Genomic DNA, 16,076 nt, shown 5'->3' with positions numbered 1-16,076 from the left:
GTGGTGCGGGCTGTATCGATAGAGGGCCCGCCAGCCGACGAGATCGCGGGTCGGTCCGGGCACCGCACCGCTCGGGGCGCGGCCGTCGCCGGGGTCGACGACGCCGGCCAGGAAGCGCTGCGACACCTGTGGGACACCGGGTGTCGGTTCCGCGGCGATGGTCGATTCGATCGTCACGGTCCGTGCCGTCGGCAGGTGTACCACCGTGACCTCGCTGACGTGTGGACGGTCCGCGAAGGTCTGATCGAGGAAGAACACGTCAGGGGACACCTCGATCGCCTGATACCAGTCGGTGCCGGACTCGGTGCCGCGCGTCCACTGCACCTGATCCACTGAGCGGAAACGCAATTCGGTCCGCACGGCGTCGGATCGGCGCAGCGACCACGACTGGCCGGTGAGCCGGTCGGTCGGCGGTGTCCGGTTGCCGTCGATCCCGGCGGCGAAATCGTCCATCCCCTTCCACCCGGCCGGGACGGCCGAATCCGTTACCGCAATGGTGTGCTCGGTCATCGTGTCTCCTCAATCGTGGGGCGCGAACGCGATCGTGGGCAGGTCGACGGCGGCGGCGCCGGCATCGGCGACCACGACCGAACCCGTCATCGCGGCGGCATCGGCGGACAGCAGGAACGTGACGATGGTGGCGATCTCCGCGGGCTCCACCGGCCTGCCCAGCGGGGTGTCCCGGGTGACCAGCCGATACGCGGCTTCCCGATCGATACCACGTTGCGCGGCAAGCACATCCATCTGCTCATCGGCCATCGCGGTGCGTACCCAGCCCGGGCACAGCGCGTTCACCCGGACGCCGTCGCGGCCGTAATCGCGGGCCAGGGACCGGGTGAGGCCGATCAACGCGTGTTTGGCGGTGACGTAGCCGGCCACCGCGGGTCCGGCGAACAGCCCGGCCAGTGACGACACGACGACGACCGACCCGCCTTGCGCGCGCAGGTGCGGCAGCGCGGTGCGCACGGTCACGAACGCGGTGGTGACATTGGTCCGCATGCCGAGTTCCCAGTCCGGGTCGCCGATCTCGGCGACCGTGCCGAGGCCGTGCCCGCCCGCGTTGGCGACCACCAGGTCGAGCCGGTCGTAGTGCGCTACGGCGGCGTCCACCATGCGCTCGACGTCGGCGGTATCGGCGGCGTCGCCCGCGACGACCAGGGCGGCGTCCCCCAATTCGGCCGCCACCGCCTCGAGCGGCTCGCGCCGCCGTCCGGCCAGCACCACCGCCGCCCCCTCGGCGACGAGCCGGCGCGCCGTGGCCGCCCCGATGCCGGTGCCACCGCCGGTGACGAGGGCGACCTGGCCCGCCAAACGTTTCGTCATGTCCATGCGAAATCTCCGAATCGCTGTAGTCCGGCCGACCGTAACCACCACCACCGGGCCGCTTCGAGAGCTGCGCGGCGCGGGTGTTCTGGCGGACAAGGACTGTGCACGCAGGGACAAGGGATCTCGTGCCCCGGTGCCGGAAGCTGATTCGCACATTCGACGACAGGAACGCGATCGTGAGCGCCAATGACACCGAACAGCGTGAACCGGCCACCCGGCCGAGTACCGCGAAGACCGCATCGACCGGTGTGCCGCCGGTGGTGCGGCGGATGCTGCACGCCGAGTCCAACAGTGTCCTGCTGGCCACCATCGCACTGGTGGTGTTCATCGGCATCCTGCATCCGGATTTCCTGAGCGCGGGCCAGATTCGCGACGTCCTGCAGACCTCGGTGTACGTCGCGCTGCTGGCGGCGGGGATGGCCTTCCTGCTGGCGATGCGGGAGATCGACCTCTCGGTGGGCGCCGGATTCGGGCTGAGCCTGATCACCGCGGCGGTGCTGATGCGCTCGGGGATCAACCCCTGGCTCGCCGCGGGCGCCGCGATCGCGTTCGGCGCGCTGCTCGGCTTGGCGAATGCGCTTGTCGTCCAGGTGATCGCGATTCCGGCGATCGTGGCGACCCTGGCGACGATGCAGGTCTATCGCGGCCTGGCGGCGGCATGGAGCAACGGGCAGCAGGTGAACGGATTGCCTTTGCGGAGTTCGTTTTTCACGATAGTCGGGGGAAATTGGTTCGGCCTGCCCGTGAGTGTCTGGGTGTTGCTGGTGGTCACCGCCGCGCTCACCGTCGTGCTGCGCTTGACGCCGTTCGGCTATCGGGTCCGGTCCATCGGGTCGAACCCGGAAGCCGCCGCCTTCTCGGGCATCTCGACGGCTCGCACCCGGCTGCTGGTGCTGATGGGCGTCGGTGCGCTGTGCGGGCTGGCCGGCGTGCTGGGCTTGGCGTTCTTCACCTCGGGCGATCCGAATGTCGGCACGGGGTTCGAATTACAGGCCATCGCGGCCGCGGTGATCGGCGGGACACCGCTGCGCGGTGGCAGCGCGACGGTGGTCGGCGCGGTCGCGGGCGCGGTGCTGCTGAGCGTGGTGTCCAGCGGCCTGGTCTATTTCGACATCCCGGTCAACTGGAGTGCGTTCGCCAGCGGCGTCGTCGTGCTGGTCGCGGTGGCCATCGACAGCCTGCTGCGCAGCCGCCGGCGCGCCAAACGGTCCGAATTCGAGCGGTAGAGGACAATTTTCGAAGGAAGAGAGATCGTGATGGATCGATCGAACAAATGGTTGCGCGGCGCGGTCGCGGGCTGCGCGCTGGTACTGGTGGCGTGCGGCAGTGGCGGCGGCACGGGTGACGGACCGAAGAGCGGCACGCTGCGCATGGCCTTCGTCTACGCCACCACCTCGCAGAATCCCTTCCAGGAGATGGCATTGGGGGCCGCGGCCGGGGCGGCCGACGCCGGGGACGTGGATCTGACCGAGACCGCGCCGCCGTCGATCAACGGGCCCCAGCAGGTCTCGCAGTTCCAGGCCGCGGTGCGCACCGCGCGCGACGGCATCGCGATGGAAACGCTGACCCCGGATCTGTTCGTGCGCCCGCTGCAGCAGGCCGCCGCCGCGGGGGTGCCGCTGGCCACCGTCGATACGGTGCCACCGACCGGCGCGGACGTCGGCCTGTACGTCGGCAACGACAACACCGAACTCGGTCGCAGTCTCGCAATGGAAATCATCGAGCACATACCCGTGGGCACCACCGGTGACGTGGTGCTCGGCAACGACATCCCCGGGTTGACCCTGCTCAGTCAGCGCTTGGACGGCATGAAAGCCGTACTGCAAGAACAGCGCCCGACCCTGACCGTGCTCGGGCCGTTCGACACCGGTTCCGAACCCACGGACAACTACAACAAATGGAACAACACGGTGAAAGCGCATCCGGACGCGATCGCCTACCTCGGGGCCGGCGCCTCCGACGCGGTGTCGCTGTCCTTGATCCAGAAGAACACCGGCCGCCGGATGCTCGTCGGATCCTGTGATCCCGACGCGCAGGCGCTGGTCGGGGTGAAAGACGGTTATGTCGCCGCGCTCGCCTCACCGGAGCACTGGCTCAAAGGCTACCTCGCGATCCGGTTGCTCGCCGAACACGCGCGCAGCGGAAAACCGCTGACGCAAGGCTGGTGGAATCCGGGCGGGCTGATCATCAACGCCGCGAACATCGACGAGATCATCGCGCGCCAGCAGAGCGACGCGAGCAGACGGCAGTGGTTCGCCGCCACGGCCGAGCGCCAGCTCGCCGACCCAGGCAGCTATCTGCGTCCGCTGGCGGACGCGAAATGACCGATGCGGCAATGCTCGAGGTCCGCGGCATCGGCAAGGCCTACGGCGGGGTCACCGCCCTGCGCGAAGCCGAGCTGACCGTGCGCGAGGGCACCGTGCACGCACTGCTCGGTGAGAACGGCGCGGGGAAATCGACCCTCATCAAAATCGTGTCGGGTGCGGTGGCGCCCGATCAAGGCAACCTGCGCCTCGGTGGGCGTGCGGTGTCGTTCAACTCGACCGCGCAGGCTGCCCGGCACGGCGTAGCGGTGGTGTCCCAGGAATTGAACCTCTTCCCGGATCTCGATGTGCTGGCCAATCTGTATCCCATGCGCGAGCCGACCCGCGGGCCGTTCCGGCATCGGGCCGCGATGGTCGCGCGCGCCGAACCGGTGCTGGCGCAGCTGGGTCTCGACGTCGATGTCCGCCGCGCGCTCGGCACCCTGTCCCTGGCCCAGCGGCAGCTGGTGGAGATCGCCAAGGCGCTGATCGCCGAGCCGCGCGTGCTGATCCTGGACGAACCGACCTCGGCGCTGGACGAGGCGGGCACCCGCCGGTTGCTGAATATCGTTCGGGTCCTTCGCGAACGCCGGGTCGCGGTGGTGTTCGTCTCGCACATCCTGGAGGAGGTCATGGCGCTGTGCGACGAGATCACCGTACTGCGTGACGGCCGCACCGTGCTCTCGGCGGTGCCGCGTGCGGAGCTGGATTTGGCACAGGTGGTGACCGCCATGCTCGGCGAGCGTGCCGTCGCCGCAACCGAAGTGGCGGCGCCGCGTCTCGTCGGGCCGGTCCGCGGTGCGCTGTGCGTGCAGGGCGTGGACGTGCCCGGCCGGTTGCACGGTCTCGAATTCAGCGCCGCGCCAGGGGAGATCGTCGGCATCGCGGGGCTGGTCGGTTCGGGTCACACCGCGGTCATCGACGTCGTTGCGGGGCTGTGCGCACCCAGTGCAGGGCGGATCACGCTCCCGGACGGGCGATCCGGACCCGCCGGCCTGCGGGCGGCGATCGCCGCCGGGGTGGCGTTGGTATCCGGCGACCGGCGGCGGCTCGGGCTGATGCTGGACAAACCGGTGTGGGAGAACATGGCCCAGGTCCGATCGGTGGCGCTGGGCCGCGACGGCGGACTCCTGACGTCCGCCACGTTGCGCACGCGTGCCCGAGAACTGGTGCGACGGTTGCGGATTCGTACCGCCGATGTCGATCTGGCCTGTGGGCTGCTCTCGGGTGGGAACCAGCAGAAGGTCGTGCTGGCGAAGTGGCTGGCGGCCGAGCCGTCGGTGCTGTTGCTCGACGATCCCACGCGCGGGGTGGATGTCGGCGGCAAGGCGGACCTGCACGCCCTGCTGCGCACCGCGGCCGCGACGACGGTGGTGCTGCTCTGCTCGACGGACCTCGATGAGCTTGCGGCACTGTGCGATCGGGTGCTGGTGCTGTATCGCGGACGTTTGTGCGCGACGCTCGAGGGCGACCGGATCGATCCGCACACCCTGTTGCATGCCATGAACACCGGTGCGGCCTGACCCCTACCCGCGGCGAAATCGTATATGATCGTTACCTGCCGGTGCCGCATCATCGAGGAGGGCACATGTCAGTGGCGATGCCGCCGCGGTGGCCGCGGGTGGACCGATTCGACAGTTTCCGCGACGCCGTCTCCCACACCTTCGTGCCCCTGCAGGTGGAACGCGTCGGCCGGGAGCCGTTCGACGGCCGATTGCGCAGTGTGGCACTGGGTTCGCTGCAGGTGACCGAGATCGGCGCCACCCCGCACGTGGTGCGCCGGACCGCCGCGTTGATCGCGCGGTCGGATCCGGAATGCTACAAACTGGGCGTGCAGTTGCAGGGAGCCTGCCTGCTGACCCAGGACGACCGGGAAACCCGTTTGGCGGAGGGTGATTTCGCGATCTACGACACGAGTCGCCCGTACGCGATGGCGTTCGACGGACCCTACCGCCAGCTCGTGCTGATGCTGCCGCGGCGCTCGCTGTGCCTGCCCGAGGATCGAATCGCCGCGGTCACCGCGCGCCGAGTACCCGGTGACGACGGTGCGGGCGCGCTGTTGTCGATGCTGCTGCGTGAGCTGGCCGGTCACCTGGACGAGGTGACCGGACCGGCCGAAACCCGTTTGGCGGACAGTATCGTCGATCTGCTCGGCACCGTTCTCGGTGCCCGGCTCGATCTGCCCGCGGCGACCAGGTCCGCGGTCCGGCGGCCACTCACCGCACAGCTCATGTCCTATATCGAGGGGCATCTCGGCGACGGAGATCTCGCGCCACAGCGGATCGCCACCGCGCACTTCATCTCGACCCGCTACTTGCACAAGCTCTTTCACGAACAGTCGACCACCGTGGCGGGCTGGATCCGGGAGCGGCGGCTGGAACGCTGCCGCCGCGATCTGCGCGACCCGCTGCGGCGTGACCGCTCGATCGCCGCCATCGCCGCGCGCTGGGGTTTCCCCGATGCCGCGCATTTCAGCCGGACCTTCCGCGCGGCATACGGGCTCAGTCCGCACGAGTACCGGTGCGCGCAACGCGCGCAACCGGTCTCCGCACCCGCTGTGCCTCACGATTCCTGAACGGGATCGGGCAGCTGCCAGCGGTCCGGCCGCGGCCGCAGATAGATCAGGTAGTAGGCGCAGCCGAGCAGCATCGCGGCGACCGCGACCACCATCTGCTGCCAGGACGCGTCGATGACGCTGTAACCCGCATAGCCCATGGCGGCGACGACGAGGATCGGCGGCAGCGGCCACAGCGGCATGCGGTAGCCGCCGGACGTCGGACGACTGCGCACCCGGAACGCGGCCAGCGCGACGAACAGATACACCAGGACCAGCCCGGCGCCGGTAGCGGTGATCAGCCAGGACAGCGGCAGCACGGCCGCCGCGACGGTGGCGGCCGCACCCACCGCGATGGTCGCGAGCGCGGGCGTATGCCACCGCGGATGCACACTGCCCAGCGCCCGATCGATCGGGTCGGGCCAGCTGCGGTCGCGCGCCGAGGCGAAGAGCAGCCGCGAGATCTGCAGGATGATCGCGATCACCGCGTTCACGATCGCGATCGCGATACCGATGCTGACCAGGGTGTTCACCGTGGCTCCGCCGCGCGCGGTGAGGAAATGGTTCATCGGGGCCGCGCTGCTCAGCAGGTCGGTCAGCGACGGTGCGCCGAGGACGACCGCCGCGAGCGGCACGATCTCGATGGCGACGGTCGCGGCCAGGCAGATCATGATCACCCGGCCGATGGTGCGCTTGGCGTCCTTGGTCTCCTCCGCGTAATAGACCGCCGCGCCGTAGCCGTTGTAGCCGAACAGCGCGACCGGGACGAGGGCGATCAGCGCACCGACCCCGATTTGGGTTTGGGTGCCCTCGGTCAGGGTGGTCGCGTGCAGCCATTCCGACGGTCCGCGTTCGATGTTGCTGAAGCCGAGGAAGGCCAGCACCGCGATCGCCGCGATCTCGACGCACAGGAAAACACCGGTGACCCAGGCGTTGGCCTTGATGTCGAGGATCGCGATGCCGGTCGTCACCACGATGACGCCGATGCCGACCCATTTACCGCCGAGCTGGGGTATCGCGACGCCGAGATAGTCGCCGGTGCCCAGGGCGATGACCGCGATGATCAGCACCCCGTTCACCAGCGTGAGCGCGAACAGCGCGAACCCGACGGGTCGGCCGAGTAGTCGTGCAGCCCAGGTGTATTCGCCGCCGGTGATGGGGAAGGTGGTGGCCAGCTCGGCGTAACAGAGGCCGATGAACACCGACGCCACCGCCGCGATCGCCAGGGTCAGCACCGATGCGCCACCCGCCGCCAGCAGGATCGCCGGAATGATGATGAACACGCTCGACGCGGGGGTGACCGCGGAGAGCGTGATCAGGATGTTCTCGCCCATGCCGAGCGCTCGGGACAGCTGCTGACGGTAGCGCGGTTGTCGATGGTCGTCGTCGGCGGTGTGGCCGGTGGTCTGGGTCGCCATGGCCGGTCCTTTCTTTGATGTACAGTCAAAGAATGGACTAAAGGTGCTGTGAAGATCTGGTTTTCGATGTTTTGCATAGTTGATTGTCCGTCAGTATCGGGAAACAGGAGGGGTAGATGGCACGCCGGAAGGATCAGGAGCAGGCGCGTCGGGTGATCCTCGACGCGGCGCTCACCGCGGTGTCCGACCGCGGCGTCGGCAAGCTCAAGATCCGCGAGGTCGCCGAATCCGCGGGGGTATCACCCGCGACGGTGCACTACTACTTCGACGATCTCGACAACCTGTTGCGCGAGGTGCATCGCGAGGCCGGCGACCGGTTCTTCGGGGGCAGGCTGGCCATGGTCGCGAAGATCGGCGACGCGCGCGCGAAGATCGGCGCGCTGATCTGGGCGGGTCTGCCCGCCTCGGACGCCGACGAACTGGTGGTCGCGCTGTACCGGTTGGCCGCCTATCGCAGCGTCGCCGCCGAGCACGGCGACCGGATCACCGCGCTGTTCGAACAGCAGGTCGCGGTGTACCTGAGCGCATTGGAGGTGGGTATCGCGCAGGGGCACTTCACGATCGACGCACCCCTCCTGGATGTCGCGGCGAATCTCGTCGCGTTGGAGGACGCCTATGGCCTGCACATCGTCAGCCGGAACCGGTCGATCACGAAAACTCGTGCCGCCGAACTGATCTGCTCCTACGCGCGGACTGCTACGGGCTGCGCCGACATCACCACACCCGAAGGATGAGCCGATGACCGAGCAGCACTCGTTCACCCCGGACGGACGCCCGCGGGCCCGCGCCCTCGGCATCGCCCCCGAGGGTGCACCGGGACCGTGGAACGCCATCACCGACGTGCCCGGCGTGGCGGTGGGGTATCAGACCTTGATCGCGGGCGACGGGCCGATGCGGGTGGGCTCGGGTCCGGTGCGCACCGGCGTGACGGCGGTGCTGCCGCGCGGCCGATCCGGTCTCGGGCGGCCGTGCGCCGCGGGCCGCTACTCGCTCAACGGGAACGGCGAAATGACCGGCACCGCATGGATCGACGAGGTCGGGCAGCTGGCGATGCCCGTCACGATCTCCAACACCCATGCCATCGGGGCGTGCCACACCGGGACGATCCAGTGGATCAACCAGACCGATCCGGCGCTGGCCCGGGAGTGGCTGCTGCCGGTCTGCGCCGAAACCTGGGACGGCTACCTCAACGACATCAACGGCGGCCATGTCACGCCGGAAATCGTTGTCGCGGCGCTGGAGTCGGCCCGCAGCGCGCCGTTGGACGAAGGTTCGGTCGGCGGCGGCACCGGCATGAACTGTTACGGGTTCAAAGGGGGCAGCGGCACCGCGTCGAGACGGGTCGGGTTCGGATCGCAGACGTACACCGTCGGTGTGTTCCTCCAGGCGAATTTCGGTGCGCGCCACGAACTGACGATCCGTGGGCAGCGCGTCGGCGCGCAACTCGACGTGCCCAACCCGATGGAGACGACGGACTGGGGTGTCGCACCCGATCAATCGCCCGCCGCGCCAGGCGGTTCGGGGTCGGTCATCGTCGTCGTCGCGACCGATGCGCCGCTGGATCCGTTGCAGTGCACCGCGGTTGCCCGCCGGGTGCCGTTCGGGCTGGCCCGCACCGGTACCACCGGCAGCCTCTTCTCCGGTGACCTGTTCCTCGCCTTCTCCACGGCGGACGATCGCCCGGCGGACACGGGGTTTCCGCTCGGTGAGCCGACGACCGCCGAACTCGTCACCACCGCAAGGCTTCCCTGGAACCGGATGGACCCCGTGTACACCGCGGTGGTCCAAGCGGTCGAAGAGGCCGTCCTGAACGCGCTCGTCGTGAACAGCGCCATGACCGGGCGGGACGGTCATCAGTCGCACGCTCTCCCACACGACCAGCTGAAGGCCTTGCTGGCCAACGGCTTCCGGTGATCAGCGGCCTGCCGCGGTCAGCCGGTGGTCGGCTTCCAGGAGCATCCAGGCGCTCAGCTGGACCGAGAGGTCGCGGCTGAGGTTCGCCGGGGTGTCGGCGGGGGAGTACATGAGCTGAGGAAGGGTCTGCGGGTGCCGGGGCACCGGGACGGGACGGGTCCAGTCGACGCCGAACAGGGGCAGTCCGTCGACCTCGGCACGGTGCCGCCACGCGGATTGCGCGGAGGCGTGCACGATGTGCGCAGCGGTGGTGTCGCCCAGTGCGAGTGCGGCTTCGGCGAGGTATCTGGCGAGGATGCCCATGAACAACCCGGAGTCGTCGTCGGCGGAGGCGGCGATCACCCCGGCGGTCGTGAGCCGGTCCGCGACCGCTCCGATCAGGTCGGTGGCGCGCCGGAGATGTTTCGATTCGCCGGTGCGCGTGGCCAATTCGGTCTCCAGGCCGATGGCGACACCCTGGCAATAGGTGTGGATGGTGCGTTCCACCCGCCCGCCCGGCTCGTGCACGCCGTCCAGGATCAAACCGCTGCCGGTGTCGCGTAATCGGGTGTCCAGGAAGTCGGCGAGCTGTGCGGCACGCGACAGTTCACCCAAGCGGGCCAGTGCGATACCGGCCGGGCCGATCGCCGGGGTGTTGTAGTACTCGTCGTCGTTGCGCCACGGCAACGCGCCGACCGCGGGATTCCAGCCTGCGATCAGATCGGCAGCCAGTTCCGCGACGGCATGGTCGAATCGGACGCCGAGCAGCCGGTCGGCACGTTCGAGAGCCAGTGCCAGCCAAGACATATCGTCGTAGTAGCGGTTGGTCCAGCCGGTGAGATTGCGGGCCCGGATGCCTCGGGCCAGGGCGACGACCCGGTCGACGCGTTCGGGGGTGCGGGCGCGCTCTGCGGCGTCCACCGCACAGTCCAGCAGATGGGCCTGCCACCAGTAGCACCAACGCGCGAACGACTGATCCAGCAGGGACGAGGGCCAGACGAGCGTGCCCAGCCGCAGGTGCGGGTGACCCCAGAGGGCACGGACATGCCGCTGCACGATCGCCCGTTCCGCCAGATCCGCCCGCCGGGCCGGTGATTCGGGGCCGCTGGACACGTTCCCGCTGATCGCCACCGCCCGCGTCGGCGGCGTCACGGTGGTGAGTGCGATCGAGGCGCCTGCCGCCAGCAACACCCTGCGCCTGCTGATCCCCGCATGCCGGCGATCCATCCGCTCGGACTCCCTCGACAACCATCGCCGCGGCCGGCACCACCCGCCCCGCACACTCGAACTCTTCCCGACCCATGAGAACAGAGCAGAGCAGCCTGCGGGGCGTGCCCAGAACGAACATTCCGCAAACAGTTTCCCGCGTCGGGCCAGCCCCCAATTACCGCTGCTGGGCAGGTGGGGCGGTGTTGGGCACAATGTGGCCGGTGAACGCACCGTATATCGATCCCGCCGTAGCCGCCGCGGGTCGTGGCCGATCGCCGCGCGTCCGGGTGCCGGAGGAGGCGGGGGAGAACCGGCTGGCGCTCGCGGCGATCACGGACGGACTACTGGCCTTCTTCGTGGCTTTGGCGTTGGCGGTGCGCGTTTTTCACGCGTCCGCGGGTATCGCGGAGTTCGCGCCGGTGTTCCTGCCGTGCCTGCTCGGGGTGTCGTTCGTCAATCATGTGGTCGGCACGCTGCTGTTTCGGGGGAGTCTGGCCAAACTGCTCTTCGGCATGCGGGTGCTGCGCTGGAAGGACGGCCGTCGTCCCCGCTTGTGGCAGACGCTGTTCAGGTGGTTGTTCGGTTTCGTCGTGATCGTCGCCCAGTTCTTGCTCGAGGGCGCGAGCGTGGGCCAGGCGTGTGGGTTGCGCACCGTGCGCCGGCGCGACGAGCGGCGGTGGACGGCACCGTGAGCGGGTGCTCAGGGCAGGTCGGAGAACCGGACGTCGTGGGCGACGGCGGTGACGTGCAGGCCGTCGGCGCTCGGCTGGATGGCCGTCAGGCGGGCGCCGAGTGGTAGCCGCTGCAACGGCACGGTGAAGGTGAGCGTGCTGCGCAGCATGGCCAGGGAGATGGTGGGACCGCCGACCGCGGACTGCACGGACACCGGGGTGACCTCGATGCCGCCGTCGGTCGGCGCCACCGTCACCACCACGGTTCCGGGTACGGGGATCCCCTCCACCGGGAAGGTTCCGGTGACGCGCAGCCCGTCGGGGCTGTAGGAAATCGACTCCACACCCGACGGCGCGAAACCGCGCACGGCATCGTAGGGCACCACGGCGGTCGCGGTCGCGGTCGCCGCGACGAAATTCGAGGTGCGACTTTGCAATACGTCGGTCAGCGGCGCGGCGACTTCGACCAGGGTGATCTCGAGGTCGTGCACCGTCAGGCCCTGTCCGGTCCAGTCGCCGACCCGGATATCGATCTCGCGGTAGGTGCCGTCGACGGCCTGGGTCAGGAAGGGAAAACCCGTGATATCGACGTTCGGTTGTTGCGCCAGTTGATATTCCGCGGCGATCTGCCGACCGATCTCGTGCTGCGCCATGGTCACCGCGACCCGGTCCCCGACCAGCAGCGCGATCGCCGCCACCACGATCAGTATCAGCAGTCCGCGCATGCGCTCACCCGTTCACCCATCCCACCATCATGCTGTGCCGGCGGGGCCTCGGTCATGGTGTGCCGGCGCGGGGATGCAGGCCCCGGGTCAGGTTGGTCACGGTCTCGTCCAACAGCGCATCGACATCCTCAGCTCCCACCAGCCCGGAAACGGCGAAACTGGCCAGGCCCTGCAGGGCGATCGCGACGGTCCAGCCGATCCGCAGCGGATCGCCTTCGACGAGCTCGCCGCGGGCCTGTGCGTCGGCGGTGAGGGTCATCGGCACCGCGAACGCCGCCGCGACGGCGGCGCCCATTTCGGCACCACCCGTCGGGCTGTGCTTGCGCGCGAACATGAGCGTGAGCAGCGCCGGATTCGCGAGCGCGAAGTCGAGATAGGTCCGCGCCAGCACGCGAAAACGACCTTCGAAGGGTAACGGCTCGGCTTGTGCGGCGACGGCGTCGAACGCGGCGCCGATGCGCTGGAATCCGGTCACGGCCAGGGCATCGAGCAGGGCTTGTTTATCCGCGAAGTGGCGGCTGGGGGCGTTGTGCGTGACACCCGCATCGCGAGCGAGCTGCCGTAGTGAGAGTTGCTCGGCGCCGTGTTCGCGTAGTGCCTGCTCGGCGCGTTCGAGGAGGCGGTTCCGCAGGTCACCGTGGTGGTAGGGGCGGTCGGCGCACATAATATCGGCAGCTTAGCAGAATGTGGGCATTGGCCACGTGATCCTGACGGTCGCCGCGCAGGTGCCGGTTCGGGGCCGATTAGGGTTCAGTTAGGGGACTCTTAACGATCGCCCGCCATGGCAATTATCTGGCTATCGTCGGGTTCATGACCGAGAAGACGCGATGGATCGCGGGAGCCGTGGCGGTGCTGATCATGGCCGGTGCGGTCTGTTATACCCTGACGAATACTGCCGCACAAGCGGATTCGGTGGAGCCGCGGGTAGTCACCGGCGAGCTGAGCTTTCCGGGTGGGCCGCCGCCGGCGGGCTCGGTGATCACGGTCCGGTTGGTGGATGTCTCGTTGGCGGACGCGCCCGCAATCGAGCTGGCGCGGGCGGGGCTGGCGGTGGCCGAGCCTGCTCGTTTCGAGTTGCGGGCCGGTCGGGTCGATCCACGCCGGACGCTGGCGGTATCGGCGGACGTCTATGTGGACGGAAAGCTGCGGTGGATCACCGATACGCGCCACACGGTGCCCACCGAGGGGGCGGTGCCGTTCCAGCGTCTGACCTTGAAAGTCATTCCGTAGCGACGCTCTGCCGCTGATCCGGCCTTGTGTATGTGGACAGTGACCACTAGTGTGGCCACTGTCCACATCGAAGTGTCGGAAGGAACGCCCGTGAACGGTATCCACCCACCCGAAGCTCGAACGCTCGCCGGCCGCGGTGGTGCGCCGGCGGTGACGCTGGCGACGGTGTGTATCGCCTTGTTCATGCTGTTGCTCGATGTCACGATCGTCGCCGTCGCGCTACCCGATATCCAGCGGGAGTACCGGGCCGATCTGTCTGCGCTGCAATGGATTGTCGACGCCTACACGGTGCCGATCGCCGTGCTGCTGCTGACGATCGCGGTCGCCGGCGATCGCTACGGTCGCAAGGTCTTCTTCGTGGCCGGCCTCGGTGTGTTCACCGCCGCATCGGTGGCCTGTGCGTGCGCGCCGAACATAATGGTGCTCAACGTATTGCGGGCGGTGCAGGGGTGTGGCGCCGCCGCGATGATGGGACTCGCCTTGCCGTTGATATCGGCGGCCTTTCCCGCGGCCGCCGGGCGGGCCAAAGCGATCGGCGTCTATGGCGCCGTCATGGGATTGGCGACGGCGTCGGGTCCGGTGGTCGGTGGCGTACTGGTCGAGTATCTGGACTGGCGCTGGATCTTCCTGATCAACCTGCCGATCGGGGCGATCGCGCTCGTCCTGGCCGCGCGGATACCGAACAGTAAAGACGCACAGGAGTTTTCGTTGGACATCGCGGGCACGGTGCTGGCGACCGTGGCGTTGCTCGCGGTTGTCCTGGCGCTGGTGAACGGCAACGGGTGGGGGTGGTCCGACATCAAGACGGTTGCTCTCTTCGTCGTCACGGTTGTGGCCGCGCTGTTGTTCGTCGGCGCCGAATTACGGGCCGCCGATCCGATGGTCGATCTGCGCCTGGTGGCACGGCCGGACTTCGCCGCGATCTGTGTCCCGGGGCTGATCGCCTTCGCCACGGTGACCGCGGCAGGCAACTATCTGGCGCTGTATTTCGTCAATACGTTGCACATGTCGGCCATCCACACCGGCTTGGCGCTCGTTCCGATGTCGGTGACCGCGTTGATCACCGCGCCGATCGTGTCGGCGGCGCAACGATTCCTGCCGGATGTGCACTGGTACCTGCTCGGGTTGGCCGCGATTCTGGGTGGTGCGTCCTCGGCCGTGCACGTGTCGGCCGAGGGCGATTGGACCCAGTTCGTGCCGGTGCTGATCTGTTCCGGCATCGCGCTCGGGATCATCGTCCCGACCACATCGGAGGCGGCACTGCGGGTTGCCGCCAATGTGCGGCCGGGGATGACCAGCGGGGTCGCCTCGACGGCGCGGCAACTCGGGACAGCGCTCGGTGTCGCGACCCTCGGGGCGGTGTTCGGATCGACGGTGCGGTCGAGCGCCGAGGACGCGCTGCGCGCCTTCCCGCAGATTCCGGATCAGCTTGCTCGCGGCGCGGTCGACGTACTCGCGGCGGGCGGATCGGTGCAGGGAACGGCTGCGACTCCGAGCGTGCCTCCCGCGTTGGCCGATCAGCTCGTCGCCGCGGGACATACGGCCAGCGCGGCGGGCATCGGTGCGATCCTGGCCACCTCGGCCGCGCTGGCGGGCGGCGGAATCGTGGTAGTGCTTGTGCTGGGCCTCATTTCACGCGCCGGAAACCGGGCTGCTCACGCGAACTTCCCCGGGTTCGCCGCGACCGCCCGGCGCAGGGTGGGGCGGTCGGCGCGGTAGGCGGTGAGGACCGAGGCCAGCTCGTGCGGGGCGGCGCCGTGCATGACCACCGAGTGGCAGCCCAGGTCGAATTCGCGCGAGATCTTCTGTACGCACTGCTCGGGGGAGCCGTATGCGGCTGAGGCGAGCCATTCGTCCGGGATGAGGGCCTCGAACTGTTCGAGGACCTCGACCGAGGCGGACGCGTCGATCGGGCCCGCCGCCGCGGCGTCGAGGTAGAGCTGGGTGCCGCGGATGCGCTCCCAGACCTGCGGATCCCAGCCGTTGGCCGAGATGAGCACGTCGGCGTAGGCCTGCAGGTAGGTCACCAAACGGCCAGTCCGCCTGCGCAATTGGTCCGCCGGGGCGAGCGCGTCGCTCGCGGTCGCCAGGCATGACCAGATCCGGACGCGGTCCGGGTCCTTGCCCGCCCGTTCCGCGCCACGGCGCACCGCCGCAACGGATTTGGTGGTGGCCTCATCGGAGAAGAAGGTGTGCAGCACCACGAAATCGCCGATCTCGCCGGCGAGTTCGAGAGTCTTCGGGCCGACGGCGACGAAGCCGATCGGCGGAGCCTCGTCGAGGCCGTTCTGGTGATAGAGGACCGGCCAGGCCCCGGCGGGCCCGTCGTGGCCGATGATGGTCTCGCCCGCCCAAAGTCGGCGCAGCAAGCCGACGAAGTCCCGCAACTGGGCCTCGGTGACCGCGGGCAGTCCGATCGCCTTCCAGTTCGCCGCCATGCCGCGGCCGAAAGCCATGGCATATCGGCCCTCGGTGATGGCCTGCATGGTGGAACCGATGGTGGCGGTGACCATCGGATGCCGGGTGTGGTGATTCGTGGCCGCGGCCGCGATCCCCAGATCGGTGGTGCACCCGGCGAGCCCGCCCGAGAGCACCGCGGAGTCCTTGACCGTCATCCGCTCACCGATCATGCACGAGCCCAGGCCCAATTCCTCGGCCGCGCGGGCTTCCGGGAACAGAACCCGTGCATCGGCGGGATGCCGGGTGATGCAGTAGTACGCCAGTTCATTGAGTTGTTCGATCACGAA

At 68.7% G+C, this 16,076-nt stretch carries 16 protein-coding genes; 9 read left to right on the top strand and 7 right to left on the bottom strand.

Going from position 1 to position 16,076, the window contains the following annotated elements; translation table 11 throughout:
• The coding region (locus tag TY25_RS31650) for a MoaF N-terminal domain-containing protein (RefSeq protein ID WP_042262352.1) at window positions 1-510 on the bottom strand (510 nt) is incomplete at its 3' end.
• Between the two features lie 9 nt (window positions 511-519).
• Window positions 520-1,329 (bottom strand): SDR family NAD(P)-dependent oxidoreductase, encoded by an 810-nt coding sequence (locus TY25_RS31645; protein ID WP_081869237.1) that lies wholly within the window; start codon window positions 1,327-1,329, stop codon window positions 520-522.
• Window positions 1,330-1,502: 173 nt separating this feature from the next.
• Between TY25_RS31645 and TY25_RS31640 the strand changes: the two genes are divergently transcribed.
• The 4 genes from TY25_RS31640 (at window position 1,503) to TY25_RS31625 (ending at window position 6,204) form a co-directional block, all read left to right on the top strand.
• A complete protein-coding gene (locus TY25_RS31640) occupies window positions 1,503-2,552 on the top strand; it encodes an ABC transporter permease (protein WP_226887318.1) in 1,050 nt (349 codons plus the stop codon).
• 30 nt (window positions 2,553-2,582) lie between these two features.
• Window positions 2,583-3,650: a sugar ABC transporter substrate-binding protein gene (locus TY25_RS31635; protein WP_042262327.1), complete on the top strand. Its 1,068-nt coding sequence runs from the start codon at window positions 2,583-2,585 to the stop codon at window positions 3,648-3,650.
• Entirely contained in the window at window positions 3,647-5,152 is a 1,506-nt protein-coding gene (locus tag TY25_RS31630) for a sugar ABC transporter ATP-binding protein (protein ID WP_042262325.1), read from the top strand. Before TY25_RS31635 ends, TY25_RS31630 begins: the two co-directional genes overlap by 4 nt.
• A 65-nt stretch (window positions 5,153-5,217) precedes the next feature.
• Window positions 5,218-6,204, top strand: coding sequence for an AraC-like ligand-binding domain-containing protein (locus TY25_RS31625; protein ID WP_042262323.1), 987 nt, complete (start codon window positions 5,218-5,220; stop codon window positions 6,202-6,204).
• Here the strand turns inward: TY25_RS31625 and TY25_RS31620 are convergent.
• On the bottom strand, window positions 6,192-7,601 hold the full coding sequence (locus tag TY25_RS31620; protein WP_042262322.1) for an APC family permease: 1,410 nt from the start codon (window positions 7,599-7,601) through the stop codon (window positions 6,192-6,194). The genes TY25_RS31625 and TY25_RS31620 overlap by 13 nt on opposite strands.
• 116 nt (window positions 7,602-7,717) lie before the next feature.
• On the opposite strand from TY25_RS31620, the gene TY25_RS31615 reads away from it, so the two are divergent.
• Window positions 7,718-8,335, top strand: coding sequence for a TetR/AcrR family transcriptional regulator (locus TY25_RS31615; RefSeq protein ID WP_042262319.1), 618 nt, complete (start codon window positions 7,718-7,720; stop codon window positions 8,333-8,335).
• A 4-nt stretch (window positions 8,336-8,339) separates the two neighbouring features.
• Window positions 8,340-9,515 carry a DmpA family aminopeptidase gene (locus TY25_RS31610; protein WP_042262318.1) on the top strand — a complete coding sequence of 392 codons (1,176 nt, stop codon included), beginning with the start codon at window positions 8,340-8,342 and terminating at the stop codon, window positions 9,513-9,515.
• Here the strand turns inward: TY25_RS31610 and TY25_RS31605 are convergent, their stop codons facing one another.
• Complete coding sequence (locus TY25_RS31605) at window positions 9,516-10,721, bottom strand: glycoside hydrolase family 76 protein (RefSeq protein WP_052383326.1); 1,206 nt, start codon at window positions 10,719-10,721, stop codon at window positions 9,516-9,518.
• Window positions 10,722-10,924: 203 nt separating this feature from the next.
• Between TY25_RS31605 and TY25_RS40930 the strand changes: the two genes are divergently transcribed.
• Window positions 10,925-11,395 carry an RDD family protein gene (locus tag TY25_RS40930; RefSeq protein WP_162184243.1) on the top strand — a complete coding sequence of 157 codons (471 nt, stop codon included), beginning with the start codon at window positions 10,925-10,927 and terminating at the stop codon, window positions 11,393-11,395.
• An 8-nt stretch (window positions 11,396-11,403) separates the two neighbouring features.
• Here TY25_RS40930 and TY25_RS31595 read toward each other — a convergent pair whose 3' ends face one another.
• A complete protein-coding gene (locus TY25_RS31595; protein ID WP_042262315.1) occupies window positions 11,404-12,099 on the bottom strand; it encodes an LmeA family phospholipid-binding protein in 696 nt (231 codons plus the stop codon).
• 52 nt (window positions 12,100-12,151) lie between these two features.
• A complete protein-coding gene (locus TY25_RS31590) occupies window positions 12,152-12,763 on the bottom strand; it encodes a TetR/AcrR family transcriptional regulator (RefSeq protein WP_042262313.1) in 612 nt (203 codons plus the stop codon).
• A 146-nt stretch (window positions 12,764-12,909) separates the two neighbouring features.
• On the opposite strand from TY25_RS31590, the gene TY25_RS40925 reads away from it, so the two are divergent.
• Window positions 12,910-13,329: a YbaY family lipoprotein gene (locus TY25_RS40925; protein ID WP_052383324.1), complete on the top strand. Its 420-nt coding sequence runs from the start codon at window positions 12,910-12,912 to the stop codon at window positions 13,327-13,329.
• A 90-nt stretch (window positions 13,330-13,419) separates the two neighbouring features.
• On the top strand, window positions 13,420-15,048 hold the full coding sequence (locus TY25_RS31580; protein WP_052383323.1) for an MFS transporter: 1,629 nt from the start codon (window positions 13,420-13,422) through the stop codon (window positions 15,046-15,048).
• Here the strand turns inward: TY25_RS31580 and TY25_RS31575 are convergent.
• Window positions 14,985-16,070 carry a TIGR03857 family LLM class F420-dependent oxidoreductase gene (locus TY25_RS31575; RefSeq protein WP_042262334.1) on the bottom strand — a complete coding sequence of 362 codons (1,086 nt, stop codon included), beginning with the start codon at window positions 16,068-16,070 and terminating at the stop codon, window positions 14,985-14,987. The genes TY25_RS31580 and TY25_RS31575 overlap by 64 nt on opposite strands.
• Window positions 16,071-16,076: the final 6 nt, after the last annotated feature.

The sequence above is a fragment of the Nocardia brasiliensis NBRC 14402 genome, from assembly GCF_000308475.2.
Classification (GTDB): Bacteria; Actinomycetota; Actinomycetes; order Mycobacteriales; family Mycobacteriaceae; genus Nocardia; species Nocardia brasiliensis.
This window is presented reverse-complemented; position numbering and strand designations above follow the sequence as displayed.

Coding starts and splice junctions, on each gene's coding strand:
- TY25_RS31645 (WP_081869237.1), bottom strand. CDS start 1,329: ATGGACATGACGAAACGTTTGGCGGGCCAGGTCGCCCTCGTCACCGGC.
- TY25_RS31635 (WP_042262327.1), top strand. CDS start 2,583: ATGGATCGATCGAACAAATGGTTGCGCGGCGCGGTCGCGGGCTGCGCG.
- TY25_RS31630 (WP_042262325.1), top strand. CDS start 3,647: ATGACCGATGCGGCAATGCTCGAGGTCCGCGGCATCGGCAAGGCCTAC.
- TY25_RS31625 (WP_042262323.1), top strand. CDS start 5,218: ATGTCAGTGGCGATGCCGCCGCGGTGGCCGCGGGTGGACCGATTCGAC.
- TY25_RS31620 (WP_042262322.1), bottom strand. CDS start 7,601: ATGGCGACCCAGACCACCGGCCACACCGCCGACGACGACCATCGACAA.
- TY25_RS31615 (WP_042262319.1), top strand. CDS start 7,718: ATGGCACGCCGGAAGGATCAGGAGCAGGCGCGTCGGGTGATCCTCGAC.
- TY25_RS31610 (WP_042262318.1), top strand. CDS start 8,340: ATGACCGAGCAGCACTCGTTCACCCCGGACGGACGCCCGCGGGCCCGC.
- TY25_RS31605 (WP_052383326.1), bottom strand. CDS start 10,721: ATGGATCGCCGGCATGCGGGGATCAGCAGGCGCAGGGTGTTGCTGGCG.
- TY25_RS31595 (WP_042262315.1), bottom strand. CDS start 12,099: ATGCGCGGACTGCTGATACTGATCGTGGTGGCGGCGATCGCGCTGCTG.
- TY25_RS31590 (WP_042262313.1), bottom strand. CDS start 12,763: ATGTGCGCCGACCGCCCCTACCACCACGGTGACCTGCGGAACCGCCTC.
- TY25_RS40925 (WP_052383324.1), top strand. CDS start 12,910: ATGACCGAGAAGACGCGATGGATCGCGGGAGCCGTGGCGGTGCTGATC.